This is a genomic window from Aureisphaera sp., from assembly GCF_059726885.1.
In genome coordinates this window covers 2,799,701-2,813,792 of the sequence record NZ_AP041051.1, presented here as the reverse complement: position 1 = coordinate 2,813,792, position 14,092 = coordinate 2,799,701, and the positions used below count along the sequence as shown (strand labels likewise).

13 protein-coding genes are annotated in these 14,092 nt (G+C 40.3%); all 13 read left to right on the top strand.

Annotated elements, in window-relative coordinates:
• Positions 1-54: 54 nt before the first annotated feature.
• Positions 55-402: a four helix bundle protein gene (locus AC6JAD_RS12390; RefSeq protein ID WP_461303517.1), complete on the top strand. Its 348-nt coding sequence runs from the start codon at positions 55-57 to the stop codon at positions 400-402.
• Positions 403-441: 39 nt separating this feature from the next.
• A complete protein-coding gene (locus AC6JAD_RS12385; protein WP_461303516.1) occupies positions 442-1,632 on the top strand; it encodes an acetyl-CoA C-acyltransferase in 1,191 nt (396 codons plus the stop codon).
• Between the two features lie 54 nt (positions 1,633-1,686).
• The gene (locus AC6JAD_RS12380; protein ID WP_461303515.1) at positions 1,687-3,498 is read left to right on the top strand and encodes an acyl-CoA dehydrogenase FadE; all 1,812 of its coding nucleotides are present in this window, start codon (positions 1,687-1,689) and stop codon (positions 3,496-3,498) included.
• A 255-nt stretch (positions 3,499-3,753) separates the two neighbouring features.
• Complete coding sequence (locus AC6JAD_RS12375) at positions 3,754-5,478, top strand: FG-GAP-like repeat-containing protein (RefSeq protein ID WP_461303514.1); 1,725 nt, start codon at positions 3,754-3,756, stop codon at positions 5,476-5,478.
• A gap of 18 nt (positions 5,479-5,496) precedes the next feature.
• Positions 5,497-7,023, top strand: coding sequence for a nuclear transport factor 2 family protein (locus AC6JAD_RS12370; protein ID WP_461303513.1), 1,527 nt, complete (start codon positions 5,497-5,499; stop codon positions 7,021-7,023).
• 1 nt (position 7,024) lies between these two features.
• Positions 7,025-7,471, top strand: coding sequence for a hypothetical protein (locus AC6JAD_RS12365; protein ID WP_461303512.1), 447 nt, complete (start codon positions 7,025-7,027; stop codon positions 7,469-7,471).
• Between the two features lie 43 nt (positions 7,472-7,514).
• The gene (locus tag AC6JAD_RS12360) at positions 7,515-8,849 is read left to right on the top strand and encodes a M28 family peptidase (RefSeq protein WP_461303511.1); all 1,335 of its coding nucleotides are present in this window, start codon (positions 7,515-7,517) and stop codon (positions 8,847-8,849) included.
• Positions 8,850-8,864: 15 nt separating this feature from the next.
• Positions 8,865-10,484, top strand: coding sequence for a M1 family metallopeptidase (locus tag AC6JAD_RS12355; protein ID WP_461303510.1), 1,620 nt, complete (start codon positions 8,865-8,867; stop codon positions 10,482-10,484).
• A complete protein-coding gene (locus AC6JAD_RS12350; protein ID WP_461303509.1) occupies positions 10,484-11,056 on the top strand; it encodes a YdeI/OmpD-associated family protein in 573 nt (190 codons plus the stop codon). Before AC6JAD_RS12355 ends, AC6JAD_RS12350 begins: the two co-directional genes overlap by 1 nt.
• A gap of 239 nt (positions 11,057-11,295) precedes the next feature.
• Positions 11,296-11,727: a DUF3291 domain-containing protein gene (locus AC6JAD_RS12345; protein ID WP_461303508.1), complete on the top strand. Its 432-nt coding sequence runs from the start codon at positions 11,296-11,298 to the stop codon at positions 11,725-11,727.
• Positions 11,728-11,729: 2 nt separating this feature from the next.
• The gene (locus AC6JAD_RS12340) at positions 11,730-12,500 is read left to right on the top strand and encodes a HEAT repeat domain-containing protein (protein WP_461303507.1); all 771 of its coding nucleotides are present in this window, start codon (positions 11,730-11,732) and stop codon (positions 12,498-12,500) included.
• Positions 12,501-12,503: 3 nt separating this feature from the next.
• Positions 12,504-13,568 carry a proline iminopeptidase-family hydrolase gene (locus AC6JAD_RS12335; protein ID WP_461303506.1) on the top strand — a complete coding sequence of 355 codons (1,065 nt, stop codon included), beginning with the start codon at positions 12,504-12,506 and terminating at the stop codon, positions 13,566-13,568.
• A gap of 120 nt (positions 13,569-13,688) precedes the next feature.
• Positions 13,689-14,066: a LysM peptidoglycan-binding domain-containing protein gene (locus AC6JAD_RS12330; protein ID WP_461303505.1), complete on the top strand. Its 378-nt coding sequence runs from the start codon at positions 13,689-13,691 to the stop codon at positions 14,064-14,066.
• Positions 14,067-14,092 lie beyond the last annotated feature (26 nt).

The window sequence follows — 14,092 nt, the reverse complement described above, 5'->3', positions numbered from 1 at the left end:
CAGTAGTTAGTTATGAGATTTGAGTAGTGAGATTAATTGAGGGAGAATCATAACATGCATAAGATTAAAGAGTTAAAAATTTGGAATAAATCAATAGAGCTTGTAAAGCTCGTTTATGGTTTGGTTTCAGGTTTAAAAGCAGATGAAAAGTTTGGTTTAGCTGCTCAAATAAAAAGAAGTGCTGTTTCCATTCCTTCAAATATTGCTGAAGGCGCAGGAAGAAATTCCAATAAAGAATTTGAGCATTTCTTGAGTATCGCAAATGGCTCTGCCTATGAATTACAGACACAACTGATATTATTAATAGAATTAAAATTAATAGATAAAACCAAGGTACAACCCATAATCGAATTGTGTATTGAAATACAAAAGATGAACTATTCCTTTCAGAAAAAGCTCTAGCTCAATACTAAAATCTCAATACTCAACACCTATAAAAAAATGAAAACAGCATATATAGTAAAAGCATATAGAACAGCAGTAGGAAAAGCCCCAAGGGGAGTGTTCCGTTTCAAACGCGCCGACGAATTGGCAGCAGAGACCATTGAGCATATGATGAAGGAACTGCCTAACTTCGATAAAAAGCGAATTGACGATGTTATCGTGGGTAATGCCATGCCCGAAGGATCTCAAGGGTTAAACATGGCAAGGCTTATTTCCCTCATGGGATTGGACATTGTAGATGTACCAGGTGTTACGGTAAACCGTTTCTGTTCCTCTGGAGTGGAGACTATAGGTATAGCCACCGCGAAAATTCAGGCCGGAATGGCAGATTGCATCATTGCCGGAGGAGCAGAAAGTATGAGTTCTGTGCCCATGACTGGATTCAAACCAGAATTGAATTACGATCTTATTAAATCTGGCCATGAAGATTACTATTGGGGAATGGGAAATACCGCCGAAGCCGTCGCCAATCAATTTAACGTTTCTCGGGAAGATCAGGATGAATTTGCATTTAACAGTCATATGAAAGCCCTGAAAGCTCAGGCCGAGGATCGCTTTCAGGATCAGATTGTTCCTATAGAAGTAGAACAAACCTTTATTGATGATAACGGAAAAAAGGCTACCAAAAATTATACGGTAACCAAGGACGAGGGACCCAGAAAAGGAACAAATTTAGAGGCATTGGCAAAGTTGCGCCCTGTATTTGCACAAGGAGGAAGTGTTACGGCAGGTAACTCTTCGCAAATGAGCGATGGAGCAGCATTTGTGATGGTGATGAGTGAAGAAATGGTTAAAGAACTAAACCTTGAACCTATAGCGCGCATGGTAAATTATGCGGCAGCTGGAGTAGAACCACGAATTATGGGAATTGGCCCTGTGAAAGCTATTCCGAAAGCTTTAAAACAAGCAGGTTTACAACAAAATGACATTAATTTAATTGAATTAAATGAAGCCTTTGCTTCCCAAAGTTTGGCGGTGATCCGTGAATTGAACTTGAATCCGGACATAGTAAACGTAAATGGAGGAGCTATAGCACTTGGTCACCCATTGGGCTGTACGGGCGCTAAGCTATCTGTTCAATTATTTGACGAAATGCGTAAGCGAAACATGCAGGGACAATACGGAATGGTAACCATGTGTGTGGGAACCGGACAGGGAGCTGCGGGAATATTCGAATTTTTAAACTAAAACAAACCCAGGAGCCCCTGCTTTAAAGCAGATGCTCTGCCAATATATATAATCATGGAAACGATAGACAATATTAAAGAGAACATATTGAGAGGCGGCCAATTTTTGGTAAAGGAAACCCCTTGCGAAGATGTATTTACCCCAGAAGATTTTTCTGAGGAACAGAAAATGATGAAAGAATCGGTTAAGGAATTCGTAGATCGCGAAATCTGGCCTTTAAAGGAACGATTCGAAAAAAAGGACTATGCCCTTACCGAGGAAATCATGAAGAAGGCTGGGGAAATGGGATTGCTGGGAATTGCAGTACCAGAAGCCTATGGAGGTTTGGGAATGGGCTTTGTTACGACTATGTTGGTCTGTGATTATATTTCCGGGGCAACAGGATCCATTGCCACAGCATTTGGTGCACATACAGGTATTGGGACTATGCCCATCACGCTTTACGGAACCGAAGAGCAGCGTCAAAAATATGTTCCCAAATTGGCAACGGGCGAATGGTTTGGAGCCTATTGCTTAACCGAACCCGGTGCAGGTAGCGATGCCAATAGCGGTAAAACAAAAGCGGTTCTGTCCGATGATGGAACTTACTACAGTATTAGTGGACAAAAAATGTGGATTTCCAACGCAGGATTCTGTGATATATTCATCGTTTTTGCCCGCATTGAAGACGACAAAAATATTACCGGATTTATCGTAGAAAACAATCCCGAGAATGGAATTTCATTGGGTGAAGAAGAACATAAATTAGGGATTCACTCCTCCTCTACCCGCCAGGTTTTCTTTAGTGAGACCAAGGTTCCTGTAGACAATATGCTTTCAGAAAGGGGCAATGGATTTAAAATTGCCATGAACGCGCTGAACGTAGGACGAATTAAGTTGGCTGCAGCCTGTCTAGATGCACAGCGCCGTGTAATAGACGGTTCGGTAAAATATGCCAACGAACGTATTCAGTTTAAAACCCCCATCGCCAAGTTTGGAGCTATAAAAGCAAAAATCGCTGAAATGGCCACTAGTGCTTATGTTGGGGAAAGCGCCTGCTATAGAGCTGCAAAAAACATTGAAGACCGCATCCAAATTAGAACCAGCGAAGGCAACACCCATCAGGAAGCAGAGCTTAAAGGTGTCGAAGAGTATGCCATAGAATGTTCCATCTTGAAAGTAGCCGTTTCCGAGGATATACAAAATTGCTCCGATGAAGGAATACAGATTTTTGGCGGAATGGGCTTTAGTGCAGATACTCCAATGGAATCGGCATGGAGAGATGCGAGAATTTCAAGAATCTACGAAGGAACCAACGAAATTAATAGAATGCTCGCCGTTGGTATGTTGGTTAAAAAGGCTATGAAAGGCCATGTAAATTTATTGGAACCTGCCATGGCGGTAGCAAATGAACTGATGGCCATCCCCTCTTTCGATACACCAGACTATTCTGAAGTACTATCGGAAGAAAAAGCGATGTTGGCCAAATTGAAGAAAGTATTCCTTATGGTTGCTGGTAGCGCGGTTCAGAAATACGGCCCAAAATTGGAAGAACACCAACAGTTACTTATGGCGGCCAGTGATATCCTAATAGAGATATATATGGCAGAAAGTGCTATCTTGCGTACAGAGAAGAATATCAAGCGTTTTGGTAAGGAAGCTCAAGAAGCGCAATTGGCCATGACGCAATTGTATTTGTATAATGCTATAGATATTGCAACGAAAAAAGCAAAAGAAGGTATCATTTCATTTGCAGAAGGCGATGAACAGCGAATGATGCTTATGGGATTGAAACGATTTACGAAGTACCAAAACATGCCGAATGTAGTGGCTTTAAGAAATCTAATTGCAGAGAATGTAACAGCGGAAAACACCTATCCGTTTTAAGATAAAGATTCAAATATCTTCAATTTTGAATCTTGGTTAGTTAGTTGAATACCGCCTTCAGAAATGAGGGCGGTTTTTTTTATTTTCCTTCACAAATCTTTAAGGAATTGTAAGGGAATTGTCATTACCAAGACCAAACACTAGTAATTCGATAGGCTTTTAGGAATTAAAACCCTAGTATTTACTGGGGTTTACCGCTTGTTTTAAAATGCTTTTGGAACCACTTTTTTTCGTAACTTGCTAAAAAATATCCCTATGAAATTTTTTACTAGCACCCTAACAATCTGTCTATTAGCCTCTTTAGGCTTTGCACAATCACCACTTGTGCAAAATAGAACTCCAGATAGACAGACCATGGCCGCGGAACCCGGCTCCCCAATTACGGTTTCTTTTGATCAAGCCATTAACCCAGCGACAGTAACTTCAGAATCATTTATGGTATTTGGACGTTGGTCTGGTCCTATGGATGGCACCATTAGTCTTAATGGGAGCAATACTGAAATCACTTTTACCCCACAACGTAATTTCTTCTATGGAGAGTGGGTAACGGTTCGCCTTTCAAGTGGTATTGAAAGTGCCGGTGGTGATGCTTTAGATAATGGATATGCATATAACTTTTGGATAAAAACCTTACCAGGCACATTAGATCAAACCTTGGTAGATCAGTTTTCTGTTAGGGAGGCAGGCGAAACCTTTATACAATGTTATGGAGCTTATGCCGGAGATGTGAATAACGATGAATCTTCAGACTTAGTAGTTATCAATGAAAACTCCGATGACATCCGCGTTTTCCTAAACGATGGTAATGGAGGTTACGACAGCTTTACGGCTTTCGATATGCCTAATGGCGACAAACCAAGTACGAATGAAGGATCTGATTTTGACCGCGATGGAATGATCGATGTGGCCATAGGAAATATTCAGAATAATAATGTTAGTGTTTTTATGGGCAATGAAACCAATATTTTTAATTCGGAAGTTGCCTATAATGCAGATACTGGAATTAGAGGTTTAACTGTCATAGACGTTAATGGTGATGGATGGGATGATTTGGCGACAGCCAATAGAAGCTCCAGCACATACTCCATTCTTATAAATGATGGTACGGGTAACTTTAATACCCCTATAACCACAGATTCCAGCATAAATGGTGAGACATCTATCGTGGCTGTAGACTTGAATAACGATGGAATTCAGGACTTAGCCATTGGAGGGTTTAATAGCAATAATGTATTGACGCTACTCAATGATGGTCAGGGTAATTTTACAGAGACAGATATTGTTTCCATTTCAGGATCACCTTGGATGCTCGCTGCTGGAGATATGGACAACGATGGGAACGTGGATATCGTTTCAGTTAATTCCTCTTCAGGAGAAGTAAGTATTATTTTGGGAGATGGAGCTGGTAATCTTTCGTTATCTAATGAGTATGCGGTAGGTAATTTTTCTTTGGCAATTGATGTTGGTGATATAGATGGGGATCAGGATTTGGATTTTATTGCCAGTAATTTCGGTACTGCCGACTTCACATTGTATGAAAATGTAGGTAACGGAATTTTTGCAAATCCAATAAATTATGATGCCGTGCAAGCAGGATCGTGTGCGATCTTACACGACCGTAATAATGACGGTGCAATGGATATTACCTTGGTAGACGAATTGGAAGATGTTGTCATCTTATATGAAAATACACCTACCTTAGGAGTTACCGATACACAAAAAGATGATCTAATTTTCTATCCCAATCCATTTACGGATCGAATCTCCATTAAAGGATTGAGCGAGGGAACAAGTGCCAAGATTACTATATACGACATGCAAGGCCGCGTGTTATACACAACTAATTTCTTAGCTTCAGGTATAAGTACGATCGATCTTGATAACATTCCATTGGCAGATGGAAACTATATTATCGAAATTGAAGAAATCGGGCTTCGTAAGAAAAAGCGTAGGAAAATTATCCGTAAAAAGAGAAAATAAATCCCGCATACAGATCCGTTGAAATATCTTTTTTCCATTTTCTGCTGTCTTAGTGCCTTTGTTGCCATGAGTCAGGCGAATACGGAGGTGTACTTATTGGACCTTTCCTTTTCAGAAGAACATTTCGAGATTTCCAATTTTAGGAACATTTCCAACAATGAAGGATATGACAACCAACCCTCCTTTAGTCATAATGGGATACTCTTCTTTGCCAAAACAAGAAACGGACAGACGGACATTGCTTTATTCGATCCAAAATTGATTATTTCGCAATGGATGCATCCTCCAAGTCCGGGAGGGGAATATTCTCCCCAACAAATAGGAATTTCGATGGACGCGACAGCCGTTCGTTTGGATACCGATGGCAAACAACGCCTGTACCGTTATGGTTTTGAAGTAGAACCTACAGAGTACATTAAAGACCTTCGAGTGGCTTATTATGCGCACTACGATGAAAATACCTTATTAAGTTCCGTCCTTTCGGGAGACAACCTTGATTTGGTCATTAGCGATATTCCCTCTCAAAAAAGTGATACGTTGTTAGAAGGATCTGGACGTTCCATCCACAAGTTTCCAAATTCGGAAGCCATGAGTTATACATCCGTAAATGAGGAAGGCAATTGGGATGTATACCAATTGGACATAAAATCACGGGAAAGCTTTTTTGTGACCCAGCTTCCTATCGGTATACAGGATCACATTTGGTTGGATGACTCGAAATTACTGATCGGTAGTGGTAGCAAGCTCTTTTTATATGATCTCTTTGGTGATGGCCAATGGAAAGAAGTAGCGGACCTTTCAGAATACAAAATTGACAATATTACTAGAATGGCCGTTAATTCCAGTGGACAAAGATTGGCATTGGTGGCAGAAGCACCTTCATCATCCAATATTGTTGCCGAGCATATTACACTGTACAATGAAGGAAACCCAGATAGTTACATCAATACCCTTGCCCAAGATATAGTAGTTAGGAACTTTCCTGATGATACTTTATACACAGATCGGAGCTCCGTTCGCTCAAACTATGAACTATTTAGGAAGAATGATCCCAGCTTGCGCAAGGAGGCACCAAAACAAATCGTCTACAAAAATGCAGTGGTGAATGAGGAATTGGTTATAGCGAACAATAAGACCATTAGGCAAGCTACTGTGTACGAAATTGAAAATGGAACTATTGCATTCATCACCTACATAGCTCCAGAAAATGAAGGTTCAGAAAGTCCAGAAATCATTGTAGACAAGCAATTAGAAGCTTATAACAACAGGGATATTGATGCATTTATGGCAACCTATACGGATTCCGTAAAGCTCTACTCCTTCCCTAATGAATTCCTATCGGAAGGACAGGAAGCCATGAAAGGTAATTATGCTTCTTTTTTCGAAAGAACACCAGATTTAAACTGTACCGTTAAAAACAGAATCGTTATCGGCAACAAAGTAATAGATGAAGAGTTTTTGACCATTAATGGAAACAACTATGCTGCCATTGCCATTTATGAAGTAGAAAACGGGCTTATCTCCAAAGTTACATTTATACAATAATATGAAATCCTTATCTTGGTTCTTACTAGTATTATTAGGTTTTACCTTATTTGCAAGTTGCGAAGGGGATGAGGATACGGGTCCAAATTGTGCTGCTGTTTTGTGCCCTTCGAATTCCGCTTTTCTGGACTATCGGGATAGCGATGGCAATCCACTTATAAACACCGTTTTTGTGAAGGATTCCTTCAAGTTCTTTACTCCAAGCACCACACAATATATTAAACCCCTTCCCGACGGAGATAACAGATTAGCTGTATTCTTTGGAACTATCGAAACGGGAACGACCTATTTTCTTGAATTGGATACAGAGGAAATAGACACACTTAATTTCAACTTTACTACTACTTCGACATCGTGTTGCACGATCACTACACTAGATTCTCTTTTTTATAATGGAATTAGGGTTCCGGTCCCGTCTGGGGAGCAAATTGTTCTTACTAGGGATTAATAGATGCTATAATTTTCACTATTTTTAGTTCATAGGAAACACCATGAAAAAAAGTCTTTTACTCCTGCTTTTAATGCCCGTTTTTTTGGTACAAGCCCAGACCGACCCAAAAATGTACGAGATTATATCATCTATATCTGCAGATCGTATTGAAAATGACATTACCCAATTGGCAAATTTTGGTACGCGACATACCTTAAGCGATACGGTTTCCGCGACAAGGGGAATTGGAGCGGCCCGAAGATGGATCAAATCTGAGTTTGATAAAATTTCAATTGACTGCAATGGATGTTTGGATGTTTTCTATCAAAAAGACTTGGTAAAAGAAGGTACCAATGGAAGAATTACAAAAGATGTATGGGTTGTAAATGTAGCAGCTGTTCAGAGGGGTACCAAATATCCCAATCGATATATTATTATGAGTGGTGACATAGACTCACGTATAAGTGATCCTAACAACTTTACAGACGATTCACCAGGTGCTAATGACAATGCCAGTGGTATGGCGGGTGCTATTGAAGCAGCTAGGGTATTGAGTAAATATTCTTTCGAGAGTAGTATCGTATACCTCGGCCTTAGTGGAGAAGAGCAAGGTCTTTTCGGTGGAAAAGGATTTGCAAATTATGCCAAAGAAGAAGGATGGGAGATCATAGGGGTACTTAATAATGATATGATCGGTAATATTACTGGCGTAGATAGTGTAATAAGCAATAGGGATTTTAGAATATTCAGTGAGCCGGTTCCTCCCACAGAATCTGAAAACAATAGAAAGCGTAGAAGGTATACTGGTGGAGAAGTAGACGGAATTTCCCGTCAATTGGCACGATATGTCCATAAAACCACCCAAACGTACATGCCAGAAATGAACCCTATGCTTATCTATAGATTGGATCGATTTGGCCGAGGTGGACATCACCGTCCCTTCTGCGATGTGGGTTTCCCGGGAATCCGTATTATGGAAGCCCACGAAAACTATACCCAACAGCATCAAGACATTCGCAATGAAAACGGCATAGAATATGGCGACAAATTGAAATTTGTAAATTTCGATTATGCTGCCAAGCTTACAGCAGTCAATGCTATAAACATGGCAAATTTAGCCGCTGCCCCTCCTGCTCCCACTAAGGTAGAGATTGGAGGTATTGTAGAACCTTCTACCAAGCTAAAATGGGAGAAAGTAGATGGAGCCGTTAGCTATAAAATTTATTGGAGGGACACTACTTCCCCCACATGGGATTATAGTAGAAATGTAGGTAATGTGTCCTCACATACATTGGAAGGCATTGTTATTGATAATTACTTTTTTGGTGTGGCATCTATAGGAAAAGACGGCCATGAAAGTATCGTAGCCTTTCCCAAGGGCACCTTTAGGAATTAATTTGAAAAGTTATTTATGAAATTTATTACGTGCGTGTTAGCCTTTATGACCTTTACAGCAGGGGCGCAAACATTTAGTGAACAGGACCAATTAATGGGTTCCATAACTCCTGAAAGGGCTTGGTGGGATTTACAACACTATGACCTGGCGGTCGAAGTATTCCCGGATTCCAAATCCATTAAAGGCACAAATACAATTACCTATAAGGTCCTGAAAAGTAAAAAGGTGATGCAGATTGAAATGCAGGATCCCATGAAACTGGACAAGGCCATTCAAAATGGAAAAGAACTCACTATACAAAAGAAGGGTGCCGTACATTACATTAAACTAAAAAAGCAAAAAGAAGGAAAAGAAAACCAGATTACCCTGCATTTTTCAGGTACTCCGCGTGAGGCTATTCGTCCACCATGGGACGGTGGTTTTACATGGGAAAAGGACTCATCTGGTAATCATTTTATCGCTACCTCCAATCAAGGTATCGGAGCCAGTATTTGGTGGCCCAATAAAGACCATCCAGAGGATGAACCTGATAAAGGAGTGAATCTGGCCATTACCGCACCGTCTAAATTGGTGGCCGTGGGCAATGGAAGGCTTGAAAAAACTGTAGATAACGGAAGTACCAAGACTTGGCACTGGAAAGTGGTAAATCCCATTAATAATTATGGGGTAAATGTGAATATAGGTGACTATGTACATTTTTCGGATAAACACGAAGGCCTTAATGGAACACTGGATATGGATTATTGGGTGCTCAAAGAGAATCTGGAAAAGGCAAAGGTTCAATTCGAACAAGCCCCTCTAATGATGAATGCTTTCGAATATTGGTTTGGCCCCTACCCTTTTTACGAAGACAGCTTTAAACTAGTCGAAGTTCCCTATCTGGGTATGGAACACCAGAGCAGTGTAACGTATGGGAATAAGTACATGAATGGCTATTTAGGTAGTGATTTAAGTAGTAGCGGATGGGGGTTGCGTTTCGACTTCATTATCATTCACGAAGCGGGACATGAGTGGTTCGCCAATAATATCACCAACAAAGATGTAGCCGATATGTGGTTACATGAAGGGTTTACGGCTTACAGCGAGAATCTGTACTTAGATTACCATTACGGGACAGTAGCTTCCAGTGAATATGTAACTGGAACAAGAAGGCATATCCAAAATGACAGACCCATCATTGGAACCTATGGAGTTCGAAATGAAGGCAGTAGCGATATGTATTATAAGGGAGCCAACATTCTGCACACCCTGCGACAATTATTGGAGGATGATACAAAATGGCGTAACATCCTTAGGAAAATGAACCGGACCTTCTATCATAAAACCGTGTCATCAGCTGACATTGAAACTTTCTTGAGCCAGGAATCAGGAATCGACCTAACTGAATTCTGGGAGCAGTATTTACGCACTACAAAAGTTCCCAAGGTAGAATACAAAACGCAAGGCAAGACATTAATGTTCAGGTACACAAACATTATTGATAATTTCGATATGCCCGTCATTATGAACATAAATGGTAAGGAGGAATGGATATTCCCGAAGGCCGAGTGGCAGTCAAAGGAATTTGATCAAACGATACAAAAAGCAGCACTCAAGGTTGATTTCTTCGTTGATGCTGAACAAGTGAATCCATAATGGAAGAAAGACCCGAATTATATTTTCCTAGGGATGTAGAATGGCGGGATTGGCTTCAGCAAAACCATAATCAATACCCAAAAGGAGTATATCTCATCTTTTATAAGTTGGAAACAGGCATTCCTACCATGCGCTGGGAGGAAGCTGTTAAAGTCGCTCTTTGTTTTGGGTGGATAGATAGTACTGTAAGAGGTTTAGGGGGCGGGAAACGCAAGCAATACTTTTGTCCCAGAAACCCAAAAGGAACTTGGAGTAAATTGAACAAATCCTATATTGAGATTTTAGAAAAGCAAGGGCTAGTTCATGAAAGTGGTTGGAAATTGATCAATTTAGCCAAGGAAACAGGTACATGGAATGCTATGGACGATGTTGAAAATGGAGTTATTCCGCAGGATCTACAAACCGCTTTTAATTCAAACCCAATAGCCCATGAAAACTATCAGAATTTTTCCTTTGGCTACAGAAAAAGCTACCTAAGTTGGCTTCACAGTGCCAAAAGGGAAGAAACAAGAAAAAAAAGGATATTGGAGATCATTAGATTGTGTGAAGCGAACATAAAGTCATGGGTATAGTGGCATTAGGAAGGAAAGGTTAAATAATTCTATTGAATTTTTAGTTTCGAATCCTTTAAGCTATATTTGGAGTGATCAATAAACAGATTAGTTAATTAGCTATAAAGTATTGGCACCGAGATTATGGTAATGGTCATCTCCCCAGACGGAAATGTAAGGTTTGCGTCAACCAGGACCGCTTTAATTGAGGTGCCTTTTTTATTTCCCATTTCTGTAACTTTCCACAAAAATAAAACTCAATGCCGTTAGCACAGCTCAATATTGCGGAAGCCATTGCCTCTATGGATAGTCCTATCATGGCGGATTTTGTGAACAACACACAACGCTTAAATGAGCTTGCCGATGCCCACCCCGGTTTTGTTTGGCGTTTAAAAATGGAAGTTACCGATCATGCATATGATATACAGGCGTTCGAAAACGAAGCCATTGTGGTGAATATGAGTGTATGGAAAGACAAGCAAAGCCTTTTCGACTATGTGTACAAATCCGGTCACGTGGAAATCTTCAAAAGAAAAAAAGAATGGTTTTCCAAAATGCCCAAAATGCATATGGTCCTTTGGTATGTAGATGAAGGGCATATTCCCACTATCGAAGAAGGAAAGGAACGTCTTCAGCATCTTTGGGAACATGGCGAAAGCAAGCACGCCTTTACATTTAAAAGTGACTTCTAATCATGGGTTTTTACGATCTGTCCAAGGAGGAGCGAATACAAAAGGTAGCCGATATTCAATATGAAATGCAAGAGGCATTGTTATCGGGAAGTGATGACCCTATGCTAGAATACTTTAGCGATGAAGACACATACATTCGTAAGGCCGGCTATCAAGGTATCGGTCGGATTTACAATCAGCAGGCTACCATAAGACCGAAAGTACTGGAAATGCTTTCAAAATTGAAAAACCACCAAGATGAACTTATTCGTCAGACCGTAATAAATGCGGCTGGTGAAATTGGAATGTTTCAATTCGAAGAAGTGGTACATTTTTTTGATGAAGCACTTTTTGATGCACATCACCGTGTACGGAATGCAGTGATTGGCTCCTTGAAGAAAATGGGGCAGAAAAATCCAAGACCCACATTGCAATGGGCACAGCATTATTTGAAGCATCCAGACAAAGAAGTACGTCGTGAGATTTGCCATGGTATTGAATTGAGAGGGAGAACACATCCAGAAGATATCCTTCCCCTATTAGAGACCCTGCAACATGATGATACACGTAGGGTTCGTGATACACTAGTTCATGTAATTGGACAAATAAGCTACAAAAAAGGATGTCTTCCCAAAGTGGTAAATGCCCTCAAAAATTGGGAGAACAAAGATTTGGTAAAAGATGCTGTAGATGAAATTATAGATGTGCATAGTGAAAAGCGCTACGCCAAATTTTCTGCGCTATCTCAAGAGGAAGTCGTAACTTACCTATCCGAAAACTTCAAAAATCAATAGATTATGAGACAACTTGTTTCCCTTATGATCATGATGATCATATGTGCGTCCTGTAATTCCCCCCAACCTACTTCAGATACCGATACGGAAACCAAAGAACTGGATTATTGGTCCTTCGAAGGAAGGGATGATCAAGCCACCGGAGGAATTAAAATGATCCCTATAGAAACCCCCAAAGGTACTTTCAACGTATGGACCAAACGAATAGGCAACAACCCTACTATGAAAGTATTATTACTCCATGGCGGGCCTGGAATGACCCATGAGATTTATGAAAGCTTCGATGGTTTTTTCCCTCAGGAAGGTATAGAGTATTACTATTACGATCAATTGGGAAGTTACTATAGTGATCAGCCAAAGGACTTAAGCCTATGGGATACTGCACGTTTTGTGGAGGAAGTTGAACAAGTACGTAAGGCACTTGATCTGGATTCGGAAAACTTCTATCTGTTTGGCCAATCCTGGGGAGGTATTCTAGCAATGGAATATGCCCTAAAATATCAACAACATCTAAAAGGGCTTATTATTTCGAATATGGTTCCTTCTATTCCCGATTATATGAAATACAATGAAGAAGTCCTGGCGCCTCAATTACCCGAAGAAGTATTGGAGACCATAATGAAATATGAAGAAGCAGAAGACTATGGAAATGAGGAATACTTAGGTCTTATTGTGGAACATTACTACCCAAAGCACGTAATCCGGATTCCTATGGAAGACTGGCCTAATTCTATAAACCGGGGGTTTAATCATTTAAATCCAGAGGTGTATGTAACCATGCAAGGGCCTAGCGAATTTGGCATTAAAGGAGACGCAACCCTTAAAGATTGGGACGTGAAGGATCGTTTAAAGGAAATCAATGTCCCAACCCTATCCATTGGTGCGCAATATGACACCATGGATCCTAAACAAATGGAATGGGTAGCCAATGAGGTACAGAATGGGCGTTACTTGCATTGCCCAAACGGGAGTCACTTATCGCAATACGACGATCAGGAACACTTTTTCCCTGGCTTAGTTTCCTTCATTAAGGATGTAGACGAAGGAACGTTTTCTAGTGCCGATTAAACGTAAAAAGTATTCAGCATATCGAAAACTACTCTTTACAATTATTTAAAGGGGTAAAGAGGAACGCATTTTGATTGAAATTTGTAAATTTAACATACTAAATATTTAAAAATCGACAACATGGTAAAAGCAAAATATCAAAACGTTTTGGATTTAGGGGAGCAACTAAGCATCCAGGACGGCGACGTAAAGGAAGAAAATGGTGTACTTCACCTTAGCGGTACAGCAGCAAACCAATATGAAAAGAACATCCTTTGGGATGCCATTAAAGAAGCCGGTGGGGAAAACCCTGGCGATATTGTAGCGGATATAAAAGTAGCGGATACTTCTCACTATGCTCGTCATACAGTGGCAAGTGGAGAATCTTTAAGTAAAATTGCGAAGCACTACTACAAAGACCCAATGAAGTATACGGCTATCTTTGAGGCAAACAGGCACATCTTGGATAATCCAGACCTAATTCATCCAGGGCAGGAATTGACGATACCCAATCTATAATTCCAAATAAAATAGTACATTATAAC

Bases quoted from the DNA above. Each gene is read 5' to 3' on its own strand.
- AC6JAD_RS12390 (WP_461303517.1), top strand. From the start codon at position 55: ATGCATAAGATTAAAGAGTTAAAAATTTGGAATAAATCAATAGAGCTT.
- AC6JAD_RS12385 (WP_461303516.1), top strand. From the start codon at position 442: ATGAAAACAGCATATATAGTAAAAGCATATAGAACAGCAGTAGGAAAA.
- AC6JAD_RS12380 (WP_461303515.1), top strand. From the start codon at position 1,687: ATGGAAACGATAGACAATATTAAAGAGAACATATTGAGAGGCGGCCAA.
- AC6JAD_RS12375 (WP_461303514.1), top strand. From the start codon at position 3,754: ATGAAATTTTTTACTAGCACCCTAACAATCTGTCTATTAGCCTCTTTA.
- AC6JAD_RS12365 (WP_461303512.1), top strand. From the start codon at position 7,025: ATGAAATCCTTATCTTGGTTCTTACTAGTATTATTAGGTTTTACCTTA.
- AC6JAD_RS12360 (WP_461303511.1), top strand. From the start codon at position 7,515: ATGAAAAAAAGTCTTTTACTCCTGCTTTTAATGCCCGTTTTTTTGGTA.
- AC6JAD_RS12355 (WP_461303510.1), top strand. From the start codon at position 8,865: ATGAAATTTATTACGTGCGTGTTAGCCTTTATGACCTTTACAGCAGGG.
- AC6JAD_RS12350 (WP_461303509.1), top strand. From the start codon at position 10,484: ATGGAAGAAAGACCCGAATTATATTTTCCTAGGGATGTAGAATGGCGG.
- AC6JAD_RS12345 (WP_461303508.1), top strand. From the start codon at position 11,296: ATGCCGTTAGCACAGCTCAATATTGCGGAAGCCATTGCCTCTATGGAT.
- AC6JAD_RS12340 (WP_461303507.1), top strand. From the start codon at position 11,730: ATGGGTTTTTACGATCTGTCCAAGGAGGAGCGAATACAAAAGGTAGCC.
- AC6JAD_RS12335 (WP_461303506.1), top strand. From the start codon at position 12,504: ATGAGACAACTTGTTTCCCTTATGATCATGATGATCATATGTGCGTCC.
- AC6JAD_RS12330 (WP_461303505.1), top strand. From the start codon at position 13,689: ATGGTAAAAGCAAAATATCAAAACGTTTTGGATTTAGGGGAGCAACTA.